This is a genomic window from Microbacterium sp. 4-7, from assembly GCF_014332665.1.
Taxonomy (GTDB): domain Bacteria; phylum Actinomycetota; class Actinomycetes; order Actinomycetales; family Microbacteriaceae; genus Microbacterium.
Map to the genome: position 1 here is coordinate 111,592 of NZ_MCRH01000004.1, position 15,161 is coordinate 126,752.

Here is a 15,161-nt window from a genome sequence, read left to right on the forward strand (position 1 = left end):
TGATCAGGCGACGGGATCGTCGCGAAGACGGTGAAGCGGGCGCGCGAAGACGCTCAGCGCGCAGAGCTCGAAGACAATTCTACGACCTCCGCGGCCGCAGCGGCGACGTCCTCGTTCACGATGAGGTGGTCGAACTCGTTCTGCGCTGCCAATTCGACCTTCGCGGTGCGCAGTCTGCGAGCGCGTTCCTCCGCGCCCTCCGTGCCTCGTCCGACCAGCCGCTGGACGAGTTCGTCCCAGGTCGGAGGCAGCAGGAAGATGAGCGTGGCTGCAGGCTCCGCCTTGCGCACCTGGCGCGCGCCCTGCAGGTCGATCTCGAGCAGCACGGTCTTGCCTGCAGCGAGAGCGGCGTCGATCGGAGCCCGCGGCGTGCCGTAGCGCGACTTGTTGTGGACGACGGCGTACTCCAGGAGTTCGTCGTCGGCGATCAGACGGTCGAACTCCGCATCGTCGACGAAGTAGTAGTGCACGCCATCGATCTCGCCAGGTCGCGGTGCGCGCGTCGTCGCCGAGACCGACAGATGGATCTCGGGGTTGTGCTCACGGATGTGGGCGGCGACGGTGCCCTTGCCGACTGCCGTGGGCCCGGCGAGCACGAGCAGACGGCTTCGTGCGCCACGCGGCTCGAGCAGCGGGAAGCGCGCGTCGAGCCACTGCGAGAGCGCCACCCGCTGGCGGACGCCGAGCCCTCCCAGTCGCTTGACCGGCGAGATGTGCAGCTCTGCCAGGATGCGGTCGCGCTTGCCCGCGCCGATCGCGGGGAGAGCGAGCAGGAAGTCCGTGATGCGCATGGACCCCTCGACCGAGTCCGGGTCTGCGGTCGCCCGCTCGAGCACGGCCTGCGGTGTGACGACACGCGTGGTCAGATCGCGCTTGAGCGATGCGCGGGCGCGGCGTCGTTCGACCGCCTTGCGTGCGGCGGCAGCGCGGTCGACCTCGGGGACGGGACGGGACTCAGCCACGGCCGGCCTCCCTGTACTCTGCGACGCGGGCGTCGATGGCGGCGGCGAGACCGGCGGGTCCGGCCGAGAGGATGCTGCGGCTCTCGCTCGCGATGACGGCGGCGCTCATCGAACCGAACCGGCGGTGCAGGTCTGACGGCGTCGCACCCTGCGTGCCGAATCCCGGAGCGAGGATGGGTGCCACCGGTGCGAAGGCGGCGATGCCGGCATCCGTCCAGTCCACGGTCGCGCCGATGACGAAGCCGAAGCTCCCCCACTCCCCTGCGGGCGTGTGCTCGGTGTTGCGCGCCGAGACCACCGAGACGATGTCCGCCGAGACGGCACGGCCGGTCTCGGAGATCGAGCGCTGCAGGACCTCGGCTTCGGGGTTGCTCGTGGCAGCCAGCACGAACAGACCCTTGTCGTGCTGATCGGCGAGGGCGAAGGCGCCGTCGAGCGCGCCGACACCCAGGAACGGGTTCACGGTGAGGGCGTCGGCCTCGAGCGGAGACCCCGGGGTGAGCCAGGCAGCCGCGTAGGCGTCCATGGTCGACCCGATGTCGCCGCGCTTGGCATCCGCGATCACGAGGAGGCCGGCGTCCCTCGCAGCTGCGATGACCTCTTCGAGCGCCGCGAATCCTGCGGATCCGAAGCGCTCGAAGAACGACACCTGAGGCTTCACGATCGCGGCACGGCCCGCCGCGGCCTCGACCGTGCGCAGCCCGAACTCCCGGACGCCCGAGGCGTCGTCGCCGAGGCCCCAAGATCCGAGCAGGGCGGCGTGCGGGTCGATGCCCACGCACAGCGGGCCGTGCGCCGCGAGGGCGACACGGACCCGTTCGCCGAAGCGTGCGCTCACACTGCGGCCTTCCGGTCGAGGGCGTACTCCTGCAGGCTCTTCACCTGGAAGCCCTCGTGCGCTGCGTCCATACCGCTCACGGCGGCGCCGAGCACCGCCATCGTGGTGAACAGCGCCTTGTCGGCCGCGACAGCCGCCGCCCGGATCTCATAGCCGTCTGCACGCGCCGCGCCCCCGGACGGCGTGTTCACGACGATGTCGATCGAGCCGTCGTTGATGAGGTCGACGATGTTCGTCGCGCCGGACTCCTGGGTCTCGCTGTACTTCTCGACCACCGTCACCGCGATGCCGTTGCGCGAGAGGATCTCGGCAGTGCCCTCGGTGGCCACGATCGTGAACCCCAGCTGCTGCAGGCGATGCGCCGGCAGGATCACGGCGCGCTTGTCGGAGTCCGCTACCGAGATGAACACCGTGCCGGAGGTCGGCATTCCGCCGTACGCGGCCGCCTGGCTCTTGGCGAACGCGGTCGGGAAGTCGCGGTCGATGCCCATGACCTCGCCGGTCGAGCGCATCTCCGGGCCGAGGATCGAGTCGACGGTCTTGCCGTCGGCCGTACGGAACCGCTTGAACGGAAGCACGGCCTCCTTGACCGAGACGGGGGCGTCGAGGGGCACTCGCGAGCCGTCCTGCTCGGGCAGCATGCCCTCGGCGCGGAGCTCCGCGATCGTCGACCCCACCATCACACGGCTCGCGGCCTTGGCCATCGGGATGCCCAGCGCCTTCGAGACGAAGGGCACGGTGCGGCTCGCGCGCGGGTTCGCCTCGATCACGTAGAGGACGCCGGCGCTGATCGCGAACTGCACGTTGAGCAGGCCACGGACGCCCACGCCCTTCGCGATCGCGAGTGTCGCCTCCCGCACCCGGTCGATGTCGGTGCGGCCGAGCGAGACGGGCGGAAGGGTGCAGCTCGAGTCGCCCGAGTGGATGCCGGCCTCTTCGAGGTGCTCCATCACGCCGCCGATGAACAGTTCGGTGCCGTCGTAGAGGGCGTCGACATCGAGCTCGATCGCGTCATCGAGGAAGCGATCGACGAGCAGGGGCTTGCCCTCCTCGATGATGACCTCGCCCGCCGTGCGCACGAAGTACTCGCGCAGCGACTCGGAGCTGTAGACGATCTCCATGCCGCGTCCGCCGAGCACGAAGCTCGGACGCACGAGCACCGGGTATCCGATCTCCTCGGCGACGGCCACCGCGCCGTCCGCGTCCACAGCGGTGCCGTGGCGCGGGGCGATGAGGCCTGCCGTGTCGAGCAGCTGCGAGAACAGCTCGCGCTCCTCGGCGATGTCGATGGCCTCCGGGCTGGTGCCGAGCACCTGGTAGCCGGCTGCCTCGATGCCCTTTGCGAGCCCCAGCGGCGTCTGGCCGCCGAGCTGGCAGACGACTCCGAGGATGGTGCCGCTCGCGGCTTCCGCGTCGAGCACCTCCAGCACGTCCTCCAGCGTGAGCGGCTCGAAGTAGAGCCGGTCGGACGTGTCGTAGTCGGTGGACACCGTCTCGGGGTTGCAGTTGACCATGATGGTCTCGAAGCCGGCATCCGAGAGGGCGAACGACGCGTGCACGCACGAGTAGTCGAACTCGACGCCCTGACCGATGCGGTTCGGACCCGATCCGATGATCACGACCTTGGTGCGATCGGACGGTGTGACCTCGGTCTCGAAGTCGTAGCTCGAGTAGTGGTACGGCGTGAGAGCCGGGAACTCGCCGGCGCAGGTGTCGACGGTCTTGAACACCGGACGGATGCCGAGTCCGTGGCGCACGCCGCGGATCTCCGCTTCCTTCTCGCCGCGGAGCTCCGCGATCTGCGCGTCGGAGAAGCCGTGCTCCTTGGCGTAGCGCAGCGTGGCCGCGTCGAGCTCCGGTGCCGTGCGCACGATCTCGGCGACCTCGTTGATCAGGACGATCTGGTCGATGAACCAGGGATCGATCGCAGTCGCCTCGAACGCCTGCTCGACCGTCGCGCCCTTGCGCAGCGCCTGCTGGAGGGTGACGATCCGACCGTCCGTCGGGACCTTCGAGATCTCGAGCAGCTCGTCGACGGAACGGCTCTCCGCGCCCCAGTGGAAGCTCGAACCGCGCTTCTCGAGCGAGCGGAGCGCCTTCTGCAGCGCGGTCGCGTAGTTGCGGCCGATCGCCATCGCCTCGCCGACCGACTTCATGGTGGTCGTCAGGGTCGCGTCAGCGGCCGGGAACTTCTCGAACGCGAACCGCGGCACCTTGACGACGACATAGTCGAGCGTGGGCTCGAAGCTCGCGGGGGTGACACCCGTGATGTCGTTGGGGATCTCATCGAGACGGTAGCCGAGCGCCAGCTTCGCGGCGAGCTTCGCGATCGGGAACCCCGTGGCCTTGGAGGCCAGGGCGCTCGAGCGCGAGACGCGCGGGTTCATCTCGATGACGATGATGCGCCCGTTGCTCGGGTCGATGGCGAACTGGATGTTGCAGCCACCGGTGTCGACGCCCACCGCGCGGATGATGTCGATGCCGATGTCGCGGAGCTTCTGGTATTCGCGGTCCGTGAGCGTCAGAGCGGGAGCCACGGTGATCGAGTCGCCCGTGTGCACGCCGACGGGGTCGACGTTCTCGATCGAGCAGACGACCACCGTGTTGTCGGCGGTGTCGCGCATGAGCTCGAGCTCGTACTCCTTCCAGCCGAGGATCGACTCCTCCAGGAGCACCTCCGTGGTCGGAGAGTCGCGCAGACCGGCACCGCCGATGCGACGCAGATCCGCCTCGTCGTAGGCGAAGCCGGACCCGAGACCGCCCATCGTGAACGAGGGGCGCACGACGAGCGGGTAGCCCAGCTCGGCCGCTCCCTCGAGCAGGTCGTCCATGGTGTGCGCGATGATGCTGCGGGCGACGTCGGCGCCGGCATCGAGGACGAGCTGCTTGAAGATCTGGCGGTCCTCGCCCTTGTTGATGGCTTCGAAGCTCGCACCGATCAGCTCGACGTCGTACTTCTCGAGGATGCCGTGGTTGTGCAGCTCGATCGCGGCGTTCAGGGCCGTCTGCCCGCCGAGGGTCGGCAGGATCGCGTCGGGACGCTCCTTCGCGATGATCGTCTCGATGACCTGCCAGGTGATCGGCTCGATGTACGTCGCGTCGGCGAAGTCGGGGTCGGTCATGATCGTCGCCGGGTTGGAGTTGACCAGGATGACCCTCACGCCCTCCTCGCGCAGGACGCGGCAGGCCTGGGTGCCGGAGTAGTCGAACTCGCACGCCTGACCGATGACGATCGGGCCGGAGCCGATGACGAGAACGGAGTTGATGTCGTCGCGCTTGGGCATTACTTGGTGTCCTTCTTGCTGGCGATGACCATGTCACGGAACCGGTCGAAGAGATAGTTGGCGTCGTGCGGTCCGGCCGCAGCCTCCGGGTGGTACTGCACCGAGAACGCCGGGATGTCGAGAGCGCGGAGGCCCTCGACCACGTTGTCGTTCAGGCCGATGTGACTGACCTCGACCTTGCCGTAGCCGTGGGGGCTGTCGAACGAGCCCTCCAGCGGCGCCTCCACGGCGAACCCGTGGTTGTGCGCGGTGATCTCGACGCGTCCGGTGGACTTGTCGAGTACGGGCTGGTTGATGCCGCGGTGCCCGAACGGCAGCTTGTAGGTGCCGAGACCCAGCGCCCTGCCGAGCAGCTGGTTGCCGAAGCAGATGCCGAAGAAGGGCAGCCCGTCGTCGAGCACCGAGCGCAGCAGCTCGACGTGGTCGCCGGAGGCTGCGGGGTCGCCAGGGCCGTTCGAGTAGAAGACGGCGACGGGATCGATCGCACGGATGTCATCGATCGTGACGTTCTGAGGCAGGACGTGCACCTCGAAGCCACGGGCCGCCAGGTTGTCGATCGTGGCCTGCTTGACGCCGAGGTCGAGGACGGCGAGATTGCCGACCCGCTCCCCCATCGCCGTCGTGACCGTGGCGACGTCGACCGAGACCTGCGCCGAGAGGTTCTGGCCGGCCATCTGAGGCGCCTCGCGCACGAGGCGCAGCTGCTCGTCGGCGTCGATCTGCGCGGCCTCGCCCGAGAAGACACCGCCGCGCATAGACCCGGCAGAGCGGATGTGCCGCGTGATCGATCGGGTGTCGATGCCGCTGATGCCGACGATGCCGTCCCGCTCGAGGATCTCGTCCAGGGAAGCGGTCGCACGCCAGTTCGAGACGACTCGTGAGGGGTCGCGCACGATGTAGCCGGCGACCCAGATGCGACGGGACTCGGGGTCCTCGTCGTTCATGCCGGTGTTGCCGATGTGCGGGGCCGTCTGCAGGACGATCTGGCCCGCGTACGACGGGTCGGTGAGCGTCTCCTGGTATCCGGACATGCCGGTCGAGAAGACGACCTCGCCGAAGGTGGTGCCCAGCGCGCCGTATGCACGGCCGACGTGGCGGGTCCCGTCTTCGAGGACGAGGACGGCGGGTTCGGGGAGGGCTGTCATGACGTTGCTCCTGTGTCGGGGGCGGCGCTGTCGTCCGTGGCGGGGACGAGGCGCTGCAGTTCTGAGATGAAGTTCTGGGGATCGCCGTCGGTGACCCGGAGATACGAGTCGACGATCGTGTCGTCGTCCGCATTCCAGGCGACGCGGACGAGTCCACCCGGTTCGACGACGCGGTCGATCGTCACCGTGGCGCGGTCGACGCTCGCGAGTCGTGCAGAGGCGAGGAAGACGGTCGGCGCACCGTCGAGGCAGAGTGCGAGTCCGCGATCGGTGACCGCAGCCTCTCCCCTGGCGCGATAGGCGAGCGGCCGGATGGCGAGGCGCTCCAGCGGCTGATCGTGCTTCGTCGTCGAGACGTAGAGCACCTCGTGACGGTCGAGGACCTCCGCATGCTCCGGCACGCCCAAGGGAGCCGCCAGACCCGAGTCGCGTCGGAGTCGTCGGCGCCACGCCGTGAACATGGCGACCAGGACGAGTGCCGCCACGGCGATCGTGATCGCGATGGCGATGTCGCGCGTGCTCATGCGTTCAGCTCCTCGACCACGGATCCGCCGTCGACCGTCAGCAGCCCGCGGTGGATCGTGAACTCGACGCGGCCGGGGAGGTCGCGACCGAGGTACGGCGAGTTCACACTCCGACCGTGCAGGTCGGATTCGGTGAAGACGCCGGCGGCGGACGGGTCGTAGAGGGTGATCTGCGCAGCAGCACCGGCCTGCAGGGGCAGCCCATGATCGGACAGACGTCCGATCCGTGCGGGGGCCGCACTCATCACCCGGGCGACGTCCTCCCAGCCGATCAGGCCGGTCTGCACCATCGACTGGTGCACGACGCGCAGGGCGCTCTCGAGTCCGACCATGCCGTTGGCTGCGGCCTGCCACTCGCACGACTTGTGCTCGCTCGGGTGCGGGGCGTGATCGGTCGCCACGATGTCGATGGTGCCGTCGGCGAGGCCCTCGCGCACCGCCATGACGTCTTCCGCACGGCGCAGCGGCGGGTTGACCTTGTAGCGGGCGTCGTAGCCGCGCACCAGTTCATCGGTGAGCAGGAGGTGGTGCGGGGTGACCTCGGCCGTGACGTTGATCCCCCGCTTCTTCGCCCAGCGGATGATGTCGACAGAGCCTGCGGTCGACAGGTGGCACACGTGCAGTCGGGATCCGACATGCTCCGCGAGGAGCACATCGCGAGCGATGATCGACTCCTCCGCGACCGCGGGCCATCCGGCGAGTCCGAGCTCGGCCGACACTGTGCCCTCGTTCATCTGGGCGCCCTCGGTGAGGCGTGGATCCTGAGCGTGCTGCGCGATGACTCCGTCGAACGACTTCACATACTCGAGTGCGCGCCGCATGATCAGCGGATCGAAGACGCAGAAGCCGTCGTCGCTGAAGACGCGCACCTGGGCGCGCGAGGTGGCCATCGCACCGAGTTCGGCGAGGCGCTCGCCCTTCTGCCCCACGGTGACGGCGCCGATGGGCTGCACGGTGGCGTACCCGGCGGCCTCGCCCAGGGCGAGCTCCTGCTCGACCACACCGGCCGTGTCCGCGACCGGCGAGGTGTTCGGCATCGCGAACACCGCCGTGAACCCGCCTGCCGCCGCAGCACGGGTCCCGGTGAGGATCGTCTCGGAGGCTTCGTAGCCCGGCTCCCGGAGGTGGGTGTGCAGGTCGACGAGTCCGGGAAGGGCCACCAGGCCGTCGGCGTCGATGACTCGCGCACCGGAGCGGCTCAGTCCGGTGCCGATCTCGGAGATCTGCCCGTTCTCCACGATGATGTCGGCGCGCTCGGCACCGAGAAGCTGTGCTCCGGTGATGACGAGGGTCTCGCTCACTGGTCTCCCCCTCGTTCGTCGTCTCGTTCTCCTGCAAGGAGCAGGTACAGCACCGCCATGCGGATGGACACCCCGTTCGTCACCTGTTCCAGCACTGTCGAGCGCGGGGAATCTGCGGCTTCGGAGGATATCTCCAACCCTCGGTTCATGGGTCCGGGGTGCATCACAATGCTACCGTCCGGAAGGCCGGCCACACGCAGTGCGTCCAGACCCCATCGCCTGGAATACTCCCGCTCAGTGGGGAAATATGCAGCGCTCATCCGTTCGAGCTGGATGCGGAGCATCATCACGGCGTCCGGACCGTCCGCCAGAGCCTGATCGAGGTCGTAGACGACCTTCGCAGGCCAGAGCGAGACGTTCTGCGGCACCAGGGTGGGCGGCGCGACGAGGGTGACCTCGGCGCCGAGCGTGGCGAGCAGCCAGACGTTCGACCGTGCGACGCGGGAGTGGAGCACGTCGCCGACGATCACGACCCGGATGCCGGCGAGATCACGACCGCGGCTGTCGGCGCCGAAGCGCCGTTTGCGGATCGTGAACGCGTCGAGGAGAGCCTGGGTCGGATGCTCGTGCGTGCCGTCGCCGGCGTTCACGACTCCGGCGGAGATCCACCCGCTGGTCGCGAGGGTCTGCGGGGCGCCGGAGGCGGGATGGCGGATGACGACCGCATCCGCTCCCATCGCCTGCAGCGTCTGGGCGGTGTCCTTGAGGCTCTCGCCCTTCGACACGCTCGAGCCCTTGGCTGCGAAGTTGATCACATCGGCTGAGAGGCGCTTCGCAGCGGCTTCGAAGGAGATGCGGGTGCGGGTCGAGTCCTCGAAGAACAGATTCACGACCGTCTTGCCGCGAAGGGTCGGAAGCTTCTTGACCTCGCGCGACTGGGTGTCGGACATGTCCTCGGCGACATCGAGGATGCGCAGAGCCGACTCTCGGTCGAGGGTGCGGGTATCCAGCAGGTGTCTCATGCTTCGATCGTCACCTCTTCGGTGCCGTCGTGCTCGGTCAGCCGGACGTTGACGCGCTCCTGGCGAGACGACGGGATGTTCTTGCCGACGAAGTCGGGGCGGATCGGGAGTTCCCGGTGGCCGCGATCGACGAGGATCGCGAGGCGGACGATCGACGGGCGACCGATCGACTGCAGCGCGTCGAGTGCGGCGCGGATGCTGCGGCCCGAGAACAGCACGTCGTCGACGAGGACGACGGTCCTGCCGTCGATCCCGCCGGCAGGGATGTCCGTGGGCCGCGGAGAACGCGTCGGCTGCGAGGCGAGGTCGTCACGGAAGAGCGTGACGTCCAAAGCCCCCACCGGAACGGTGGTCTGCGCGATGGCGCCGATCGCTGCGGACAGGCGGTGGGCGAGAGTGACGCCGCGGGTCGGAATGCCCAGCAGGACGAGGTTCTCAGCCCCTCGATTGGATTCGAGGATCTCGTGCGCGATACGGGTGAGAGCCCGCGAGATATCGGCTTCGTGCAGCACGGTTCGTGCAGACATCGGCCGCTCCCTTCTCCGCCTCACAGGACGGTGTTAAAGGTTGCTTGATGGCACCAGTCTAGCGTGCGTCAGTGCCAGCCCAGGACCTCTCGGACGACCGCCTGCGAGACGGGGGAACCGTCATCCGGGACTCCGGCGAGCGATTCGTGCGAGAGCATCGCGCCTTCCAGGCCCGCTGCCGCGGTGATCTGCTCGAGGGCGTCGCGCACGCGAGGAGCCGCGGCTCTCGAGTAGGGCGGCGCACCGCGACGCGAGGTGTGGGGAAAGACGATCAGCTCCGACACGAGGGGTCCGACGGGACGGGACGCGACGACGGCCAGCGTCGGCGACAGCACACGCTGGAACGCCCGGGGGACGGGGAACGGGAGTTCGTCGATCACGAGCCCGAGCAGTGCGCGCCTCTTCGACTTCTCCTCGTCCCCGATCTCCAGCGCGACGGCCGTCCACTCGGATCCGCGGCCTCTCAGCTTCTCGTCGAAGCCATCGTGCCGTTGCTCGAAACCGGCGTCCTCGAGGAATTCCACGGCCACCCGGATCAGCCGTTCCGGCGTGGAGCGGGTGATCCATCGAGCCCCGCGGAGAGGCCCCGTGAACATCGGCATCGGCGTTCGAGCGTCGCGCCCCGATCCGTGCGGGTGCGAGGAACGAACCACGTCAGCTGGCCTCGCGAAGCACTGCGTCGGTGACCTCGTCGATCTTCGTGGAGCGGATCGGGTGGCCGCTCGTCGATAGGCAGCGGCCTGTGTTGAGGTCCCACTTCCAGTCGTGCATGCTGCAGGTCAGGATGCCGTCGTCGTCGACCTTTCCGGTCTTGGTCAGGTCGGCGCGCAGGTGGGGGCAGCGACGCTGCACGACCCAATCGCCGATCTCGGCATCCTCGGTCTGGTCCGTCTGCTCCTGATACCAGTTCTCGACGTACTCGATGCGATCGACCGAGAGGCACTTGAGGAATGTCGTGAGGAACTCGTTGAACTTTCCGCTGCGCCCCACCTCGAACTGCATCGAGAGGAAGATCGAGTTCGACCAGTCGATCTCGTGGTCGCGGATGTTCGTCGAGACGAGGTCAGCGGGGATCGTGTACCAGTAGATGCACTCCTCGCCTGCGTACTCGCGAACCTTCGCGCGGGGGAAGTCCACGACCATGTCGAGGTCGCCGATCCTGAAGCGCACGCATCCCCCGACTCCGAGTCGGATCGTGCGCGACTTCTTCAGCAGCGGCTCCCACCAGGTCTTCAGCTCCTCGAGCATCTCGGCGGCGGGCATGACCTCGGCGCGCGACGCCTCCTCGTCACGGATCTCCCGCTGTCGGGAGGCGCGCTGCTCCTCGAGGTAGTCCCACTTCTCGTCGAAGATGTGGGCGAGCTCGGCCTCGGTGTAGAGCGACTGCTCGGTGGACACGGAGCCGCTCTCGACGGTGACCACCGTGCCCGGCACGAACAGATGTCCGTCGTACTGGGGCGAGAGCTCCTTCATGTGGGCCAGGAACTGCTTCTGGTCGGTGAAGATCGATTCGCCGTTGCGCCCGACGCCGTTGAAATCGAAGAGCTCGTCGCGCAGGAACATCGGCGGACCGGCCATCGGGAAGACGTGAGGCGCGTCCACCTTGTCGATGTAGTACATCGCCCGCTTGTTCTGCGCGTCGCGCTTGAGCTTCGCGAAGTTCTGCTTCGCATCCAGCGGCAGGTCATAGACCATGGGCCACCAGATCGCACCCGAGACCTGCGTGAAGTACGCGTCGGGCTTGCCGAAGTGCAGCAACGTGTCGAGATCGAGAGGGTGCGAGTCGTTCTGGTTGAGCACCGAGCCGGTGCCGTCGTCGACGCTCAGCGACGAGTCTCCGATGGGTCCGTCGCTCGGAGCGCGCAGCGGAGTGATCATGATCTTCAGATCGCCGCGCTCGATGATCTCGCCGGCCGGGGCGTAGGTGATGTTCGTGTAGCCCAGCGCCCTGATGTCCTGCTCGAGGTCATCGATCGGGTACTCGGGCAGCAGCACCTCGATGTCCTTGCGGATGTAGCGCTCGAGGAGCCGGGGATCGAAGTGGTCGCGGTGCCGGTGCGAGATGTACAGGAAGTCCGCTTCGCGTCCGAAACGCTCCCAGTCGAGCCCGCGGTTGTCGGGGAACGGGAACCACGAGCCGAAGAACGAGGGCCCGAGAACCGGGTCGCAGATGATGTTCCCGCCGACCGTCTCGATGAACATCCCGGCGTGGCCGAGTCCCGTGATCCGCATGCATTCCTCCTGAAGTGAACCGTTCGATTCTACCGACGGGGTCCTGGGCGGACGCGGTGACCCGGCCGGGAGAAATCACGCGCCGTCGAACAGACCCTTGATGTCGTCTGCGGTGAGGGACTGCGCGAACAGCTCGTCGTCGTCCATCACCGCGGTGAAGAGCCTGGCCTTGCGGCGCTGCAGCTCGAGCACCTTCTCCTCGATCGTGCCGGTCGAGATCATCCGGTAGACGAACACCTGATTGGTCTGACCGATGCGGTGCGTCCGGTCGATCGCCTGCTCCTCGGCCGCGGGATTCCACCACGGATCGAGGAGGAACACGTAGTCGGCTTCCGTCAGCGTGAGTCCGAACCCACCCGCCTTCAAGCTGATGAGGAAGACCGGCTGCTCCCCCGACTTGAAGCCGTCGATCACCTGCTCTCTGCGGCGCGTCGAGCCGTCGAGATGCGCATACGGGATGCCGGCGGCCTCGAGCCGGGCAGCCGCGAGGTCGAGGAACGACGTGAACTGGCTGAAGACCAGAGCACGGTGCCCTTCGGCCTGCAGTTCGGCGACGCGCTCGAGCAGTGTGTCGAGCTTGCTCGACCCGATCTCGGCGTCGGCCTCGTCGACCAGCGCGGGAGCGAGACTCAGCATGCGCAGCAGGGTGAGCGAGCGGAACACGATGAAGCGGTTGCGATCGAGGTCGTCGATCAGCCCCAGGACCTTCTGCCGTTCGCGCTGCAGCACGACGTCGTAGAGGGCCCTGTGCGCCGGACTCAGCTCGACCTCGAGCAGTTGCTCCTGCTTCGCCGGCAGGTCGGGAGCGACGAGCTCCTTGGTACGTCGCAGCATCAGGGGTCTCACTCGACGACGCAGCTGAGCGAGGCGCCGCGCGCGGTACTCGCCGCCCTCCTCGTTCTCGGGCACCTTGCCCTTCTCGATCGGCTGGATGTAGCGGTCCTTGAACTTCCGAGCCGAAGGGAACAGGCCGGGGGCGGCGAGCTTGAGCAGCGACCACAGCTCGGAGAGGCTGTTCTCCATCGGGGTTCCCGTGACCGCGTACGTGACGTCGGCATGAAATGTCGAGATGGCGCGGTGGAGCCGCGTCTTGGGGTTCTTGACGAACTGGGCCTCATCGAGGATCAGTCCGGCCCACTCGATCTCGCGGAACTCCTCCTCGTCGAGTCGGGCGACCGTGTACGAGCTGACGACGAGATCGCTCGACCGGGCCGCCGCCCTCAGGACGTCGGCCCGTTTCCCGCTCGTGCTGTCGACGATGGAGACACGAAGCCCGGGAGTGAATCGGGCCGCCTCCGACCGCCAGGTGCTCAGGACAGACGTGGGGGCCAGCACCAGGAACGGTCTCGTCTCGCCGGCATCCCGCGTGTGCTGGACGAACGTGAGGAGCTGCAGGGTCTTGCCCAGACCCATGTCGTCGGCGAGGATCCCGCCCAGTCGGTGACGCCACAGAAAGACAAGCCAGTCGAAGCCGGCCTTCTGATAACGGCGGAGATCGGCCTGCACTCCCGCAGGAACGGGCGTCGGCGGAACCCCCGTGGCCTGACGGAGCCCGTCGGCCGTGGCGCGCCAGCTGACAGCCGGCTGGGCCTCGTCGGCGAGGTCTTCGAACTCCTCCCACAGATCGGTCTGGTAGCGGCTGATGCGCGGACCGGTCTCCCACTCGTCGAGCTCGCCCGCCTCCTCGATGAGATCACGCAGACGATCCAGCGACGGGTGGTTGAGCGAGAAGTAGCCGCCGTCGGAGAGGAGCAGCTTCTTGCGCCCCCTGCTCAGCGCCGTGAACAGCGGTCCGAACGGGATGAGTCGACCGTCGATCGTCACGAGGATGCCGAGATCGAACCAGTCCGAGTCGGTCGATTCGACGGTCGTGACTTTGACCTCAGGACCCCCCGTCAGCTCGCGATACGCCTTGCGTTCTCCGTGAGACTCGACGCGGACGCCCACAGCCTCGAGCGCGGGAACGCCTTCCGCGATGAACGCCGCCGCATCGATGTCGTGGAACGAACCGCTCGGGCGGAAGCTCGTCGTGCGGAACTCCTGCCATGCCGCCTCGATCGCCGCGCGTCTGGTCGTCTCGCTCTCGGCATCTCGCACCGCTGCGTCATTCCACGCGAACGGCACTCGGCCGAACGGACCGTACGACCACTCGAATGCGTAGCTGACGACGTCGCCGCGCTCGTAGCTGACCGTGAGCACCGCCTCCGGTTCGGGCACGTCGGGAAGCGCGACCTCCCCGACCGTGCGCACGGTGCTGCGCCGGGCCAGAAGCGGATAGGCGTCGGCGATGAACGCCTGCTCGTCGTCGGCCGGCACGAGGATAGGGTCGGAGGCCGCGAGCAGGGCACGTGTCTGCTCGCTCAACGACACTTCGGCGAGGACGACCTCGATCCGCGCACCCACGAGGCTCGCCGCGTAGACACCCGTACGACCGATCGGATGCACCTCGCGGGCGGGAATCACTCGATCGTCGATGCGCACGTCGGCGGCGACCTCCAGAGCACCCTCCTCGGTGCGACTGATCTTCGCGGAGACGTCGGCCGCGGATGCGATCCGCACCGAGGCGCTCTTCTGACTGGGAACGAGAGGGATTCCGACGTCGGTGGCCGATCGGAGGTGCCTCCACAGCAGCGGCGACTCGACCTGGTCGAGGACGAGCCACTCGCCGGCATTGCCGGAGAGCAGCGAGTCCCGCGAGATGCTGAGGAGATCCCCGAACCAGCGGTTCTGGTCGCGACCGAACTGCGAGGCGTCGCGACGGACCGCATCCCAGCCTGCGCCGCCCTGGATCCATGCACCGGTCTGCGCGCTGCGCATCATCGGGCGGATCGCCAGAAGCAGCTCACCGCTCGGGCGGGCGAGATCGCGCGCGGTCGCCGCCCGGACGGGGCGCGGCCCCCAGTGGTTCTCGCTCCGAGACTCACGGTGACGCAGTTCGATGCCGAGAGCGAGGCGCTGCGGGTGCTGCGACACCGCAGGGTCGAGCAGGGTCCGCCACGACGCCACTGCGGCGGTGCGCGGTGCGGCGGGCTTCTGCTCCGCGTCGGGCTGCCGCTGGAGAGCCGCGGCCTGCTGCGAGTACTCGTGCACATTGGACGCGAGCAGCGTGGCGACCACGTGCTTGCAGCCGCTCCGCACCGGGCAGGTGCAGCGGGTCGTCCGAACCCGTCTCGTCCCGTTGGACGAGAGGAAGACGATCTCGGTCACATACTGGGCGTCCGAGCTGCCGCGCACATGGCCCTCGAGTTCGAGCAGATCCTCGTGCCACACCACGTCGAGCACATTGCCCTCGCGGAAGTACGCGAGACCGCGCTGGTAGCCCCCGACATCGGTGATCTGCATGAGGTCGCGAAGATCGACGTGCGGCGCGGGCATGGCCCCATCCT

11 protein-coding genes are annotated in these 15,161 nt (G+C 68.0%); all 11 read right to left on the reverse strand.

Translation table 11 applies throughout. From position 1 onward, the window contains the following. Positions 1–53: 53 nt before the first annotated feature. Positions 54–962, reverse strand: coding sequence for a guanylate kinase (gmk, locus tag BEP68_RS07615; protein ID WP_187249657.1), 909 nt, complete (start codon positions 960–962; stop codon positions 54–56). Further along, positions 955–1,800: an orotidine-5'-phosphate decarboxylase gene (gene pyrF, locus BEP68_RS07620; protein ID WP_053096118.1), complete on the reverse strand. Its 846-nt coding sequence runs from the start codon at positions 1,798–1,800 to the stop codon at positions 955–957. The genes gmk and pyrF overlap by 8 nt, the downstream gene beginning before the upstream one ends. Beyond that, positions 1,797–5,084: a carbamoyl-phosphate synthase large subunit gene (gene carB / locus BEP68_RS07625; RefSeq protein WP_053096119.1), complete on the reverse strand. Its 3,288-nt coding sequence runs from the start codon at positions 5,082–5,084 to the stop codon at positions 1,797–1,799. The genes pyrF and carB overlap by 4 nt, the downstream gene beginning before the upstream one ends. Next, on the reverse strand, positions 5,084–6,229 hold the full coding sequence (carA, locus tag BEP68_RS07630; RefSeq protein WP_053096121.1) for a glutamine-hydrolyzing carbamoyl-phosphate synthase small subunit: 1,146 nt from the start codon (positions 6,227–6,229) through the stop codon (positions 5,084–5,086). The genes carB and carA overlap by 1 nt, the downstream gene beginning before the upstream one ends. Further along, positions 6,226–6,753: a hypothetical protein gene (locus tag BEP68_RS07635; protein ID WP_056278770.1), complete on the reverse strand. Its 528-nt coding sequence runs from the start codon at positions 6,751–6,753 to the stop codon at positions 6,226–6,228. Before BEP68_RS07635 ends, carA begins: the two co-directional genes overlap by 4 nt. After that, positions 6,750–8,054, reverse strand: coding sequence for a dihydroorotase (locus BEP68_RS07640; RefSeq protein WP_187249658.1), 1,305 nt, complete (start codon positions 8,052–8,054; stop codon positions 6,750–6,752). The genes BEP68_RS07635 and BEP68_RS07640 overlap by 4 nt, the downstream gene beginning before the upstream one ends. Beyond that, entirely contained in the window at positions 8,051–9,016 is a 966-nt protein-coding gene (locus BEP68_RS07645; protein ID WP_053096128.1) for an aspartate carbamoyltransferase catalytic subunit, read from the reverse strand. The genes BEP68_RS07640 and BEP68_RS07645 overlap by 4 nt, the downstream gene beginning before the upstream one ends. Continuing rightward, positions 9,013–9,543, reverse strand: a complete 531-nt coding sequence (gene pyrR / locus BEP68_RS07650) for a bifunctional pyr operon transcriptional regulator/uracil phosphoribosyltransferase PyrR (protein WP_056278772.1) — start codon at positions 9,541–9,543, stop codon at positions 9,013–9,015. The genes BEP68_RS07645 and pyrR overlap by 4 nt, the downstream gene beginning before the upstream one ends. A gap of 68 nt (positions 9,544–9,611) precedes the next feature. Beyond that, positions 9,612–10,145 (reverse strand): hypothetical protein, encoded by a 534-nt coding sequence (locus tag BEP68_RS07655; protein ID WP_187249659.1) that lies wholly within the window; start codon positions 10,143–10,145, stop codon positions 9,612–9,614. Between the two features lie 52 nt (positions 10,146–10,197). After that, positions 10,198–11,775 (reverse strand): Rieske 2Fe-2S domain-containing protein, encoded by a 1,578-nt coding sequence (locus BEP68_RS07660; protein ID WP_187249660.1) that lies wholly within the window; start codon positions 11,773–11,775, stop codon positions 10,198–10,200. A 75-nt stretch (positions 11,776–11,850) separates the two neighbouring features. Continuing rightward, the gene (locus tag BEP68_RS07665; RefSeq protein WP_261987774.1) at positions 11,851–15,150 is read right to left on the reverse strand and encodes a DEAD/DEAH box helicase; all 3,300 of its coding nucleotides are present in this window, start codon (positions 15,148–15,150) and stop codon (positions 11,851–11,853) included. Positions 15,151–15,161: the final 11 nt, after the last annotated feature.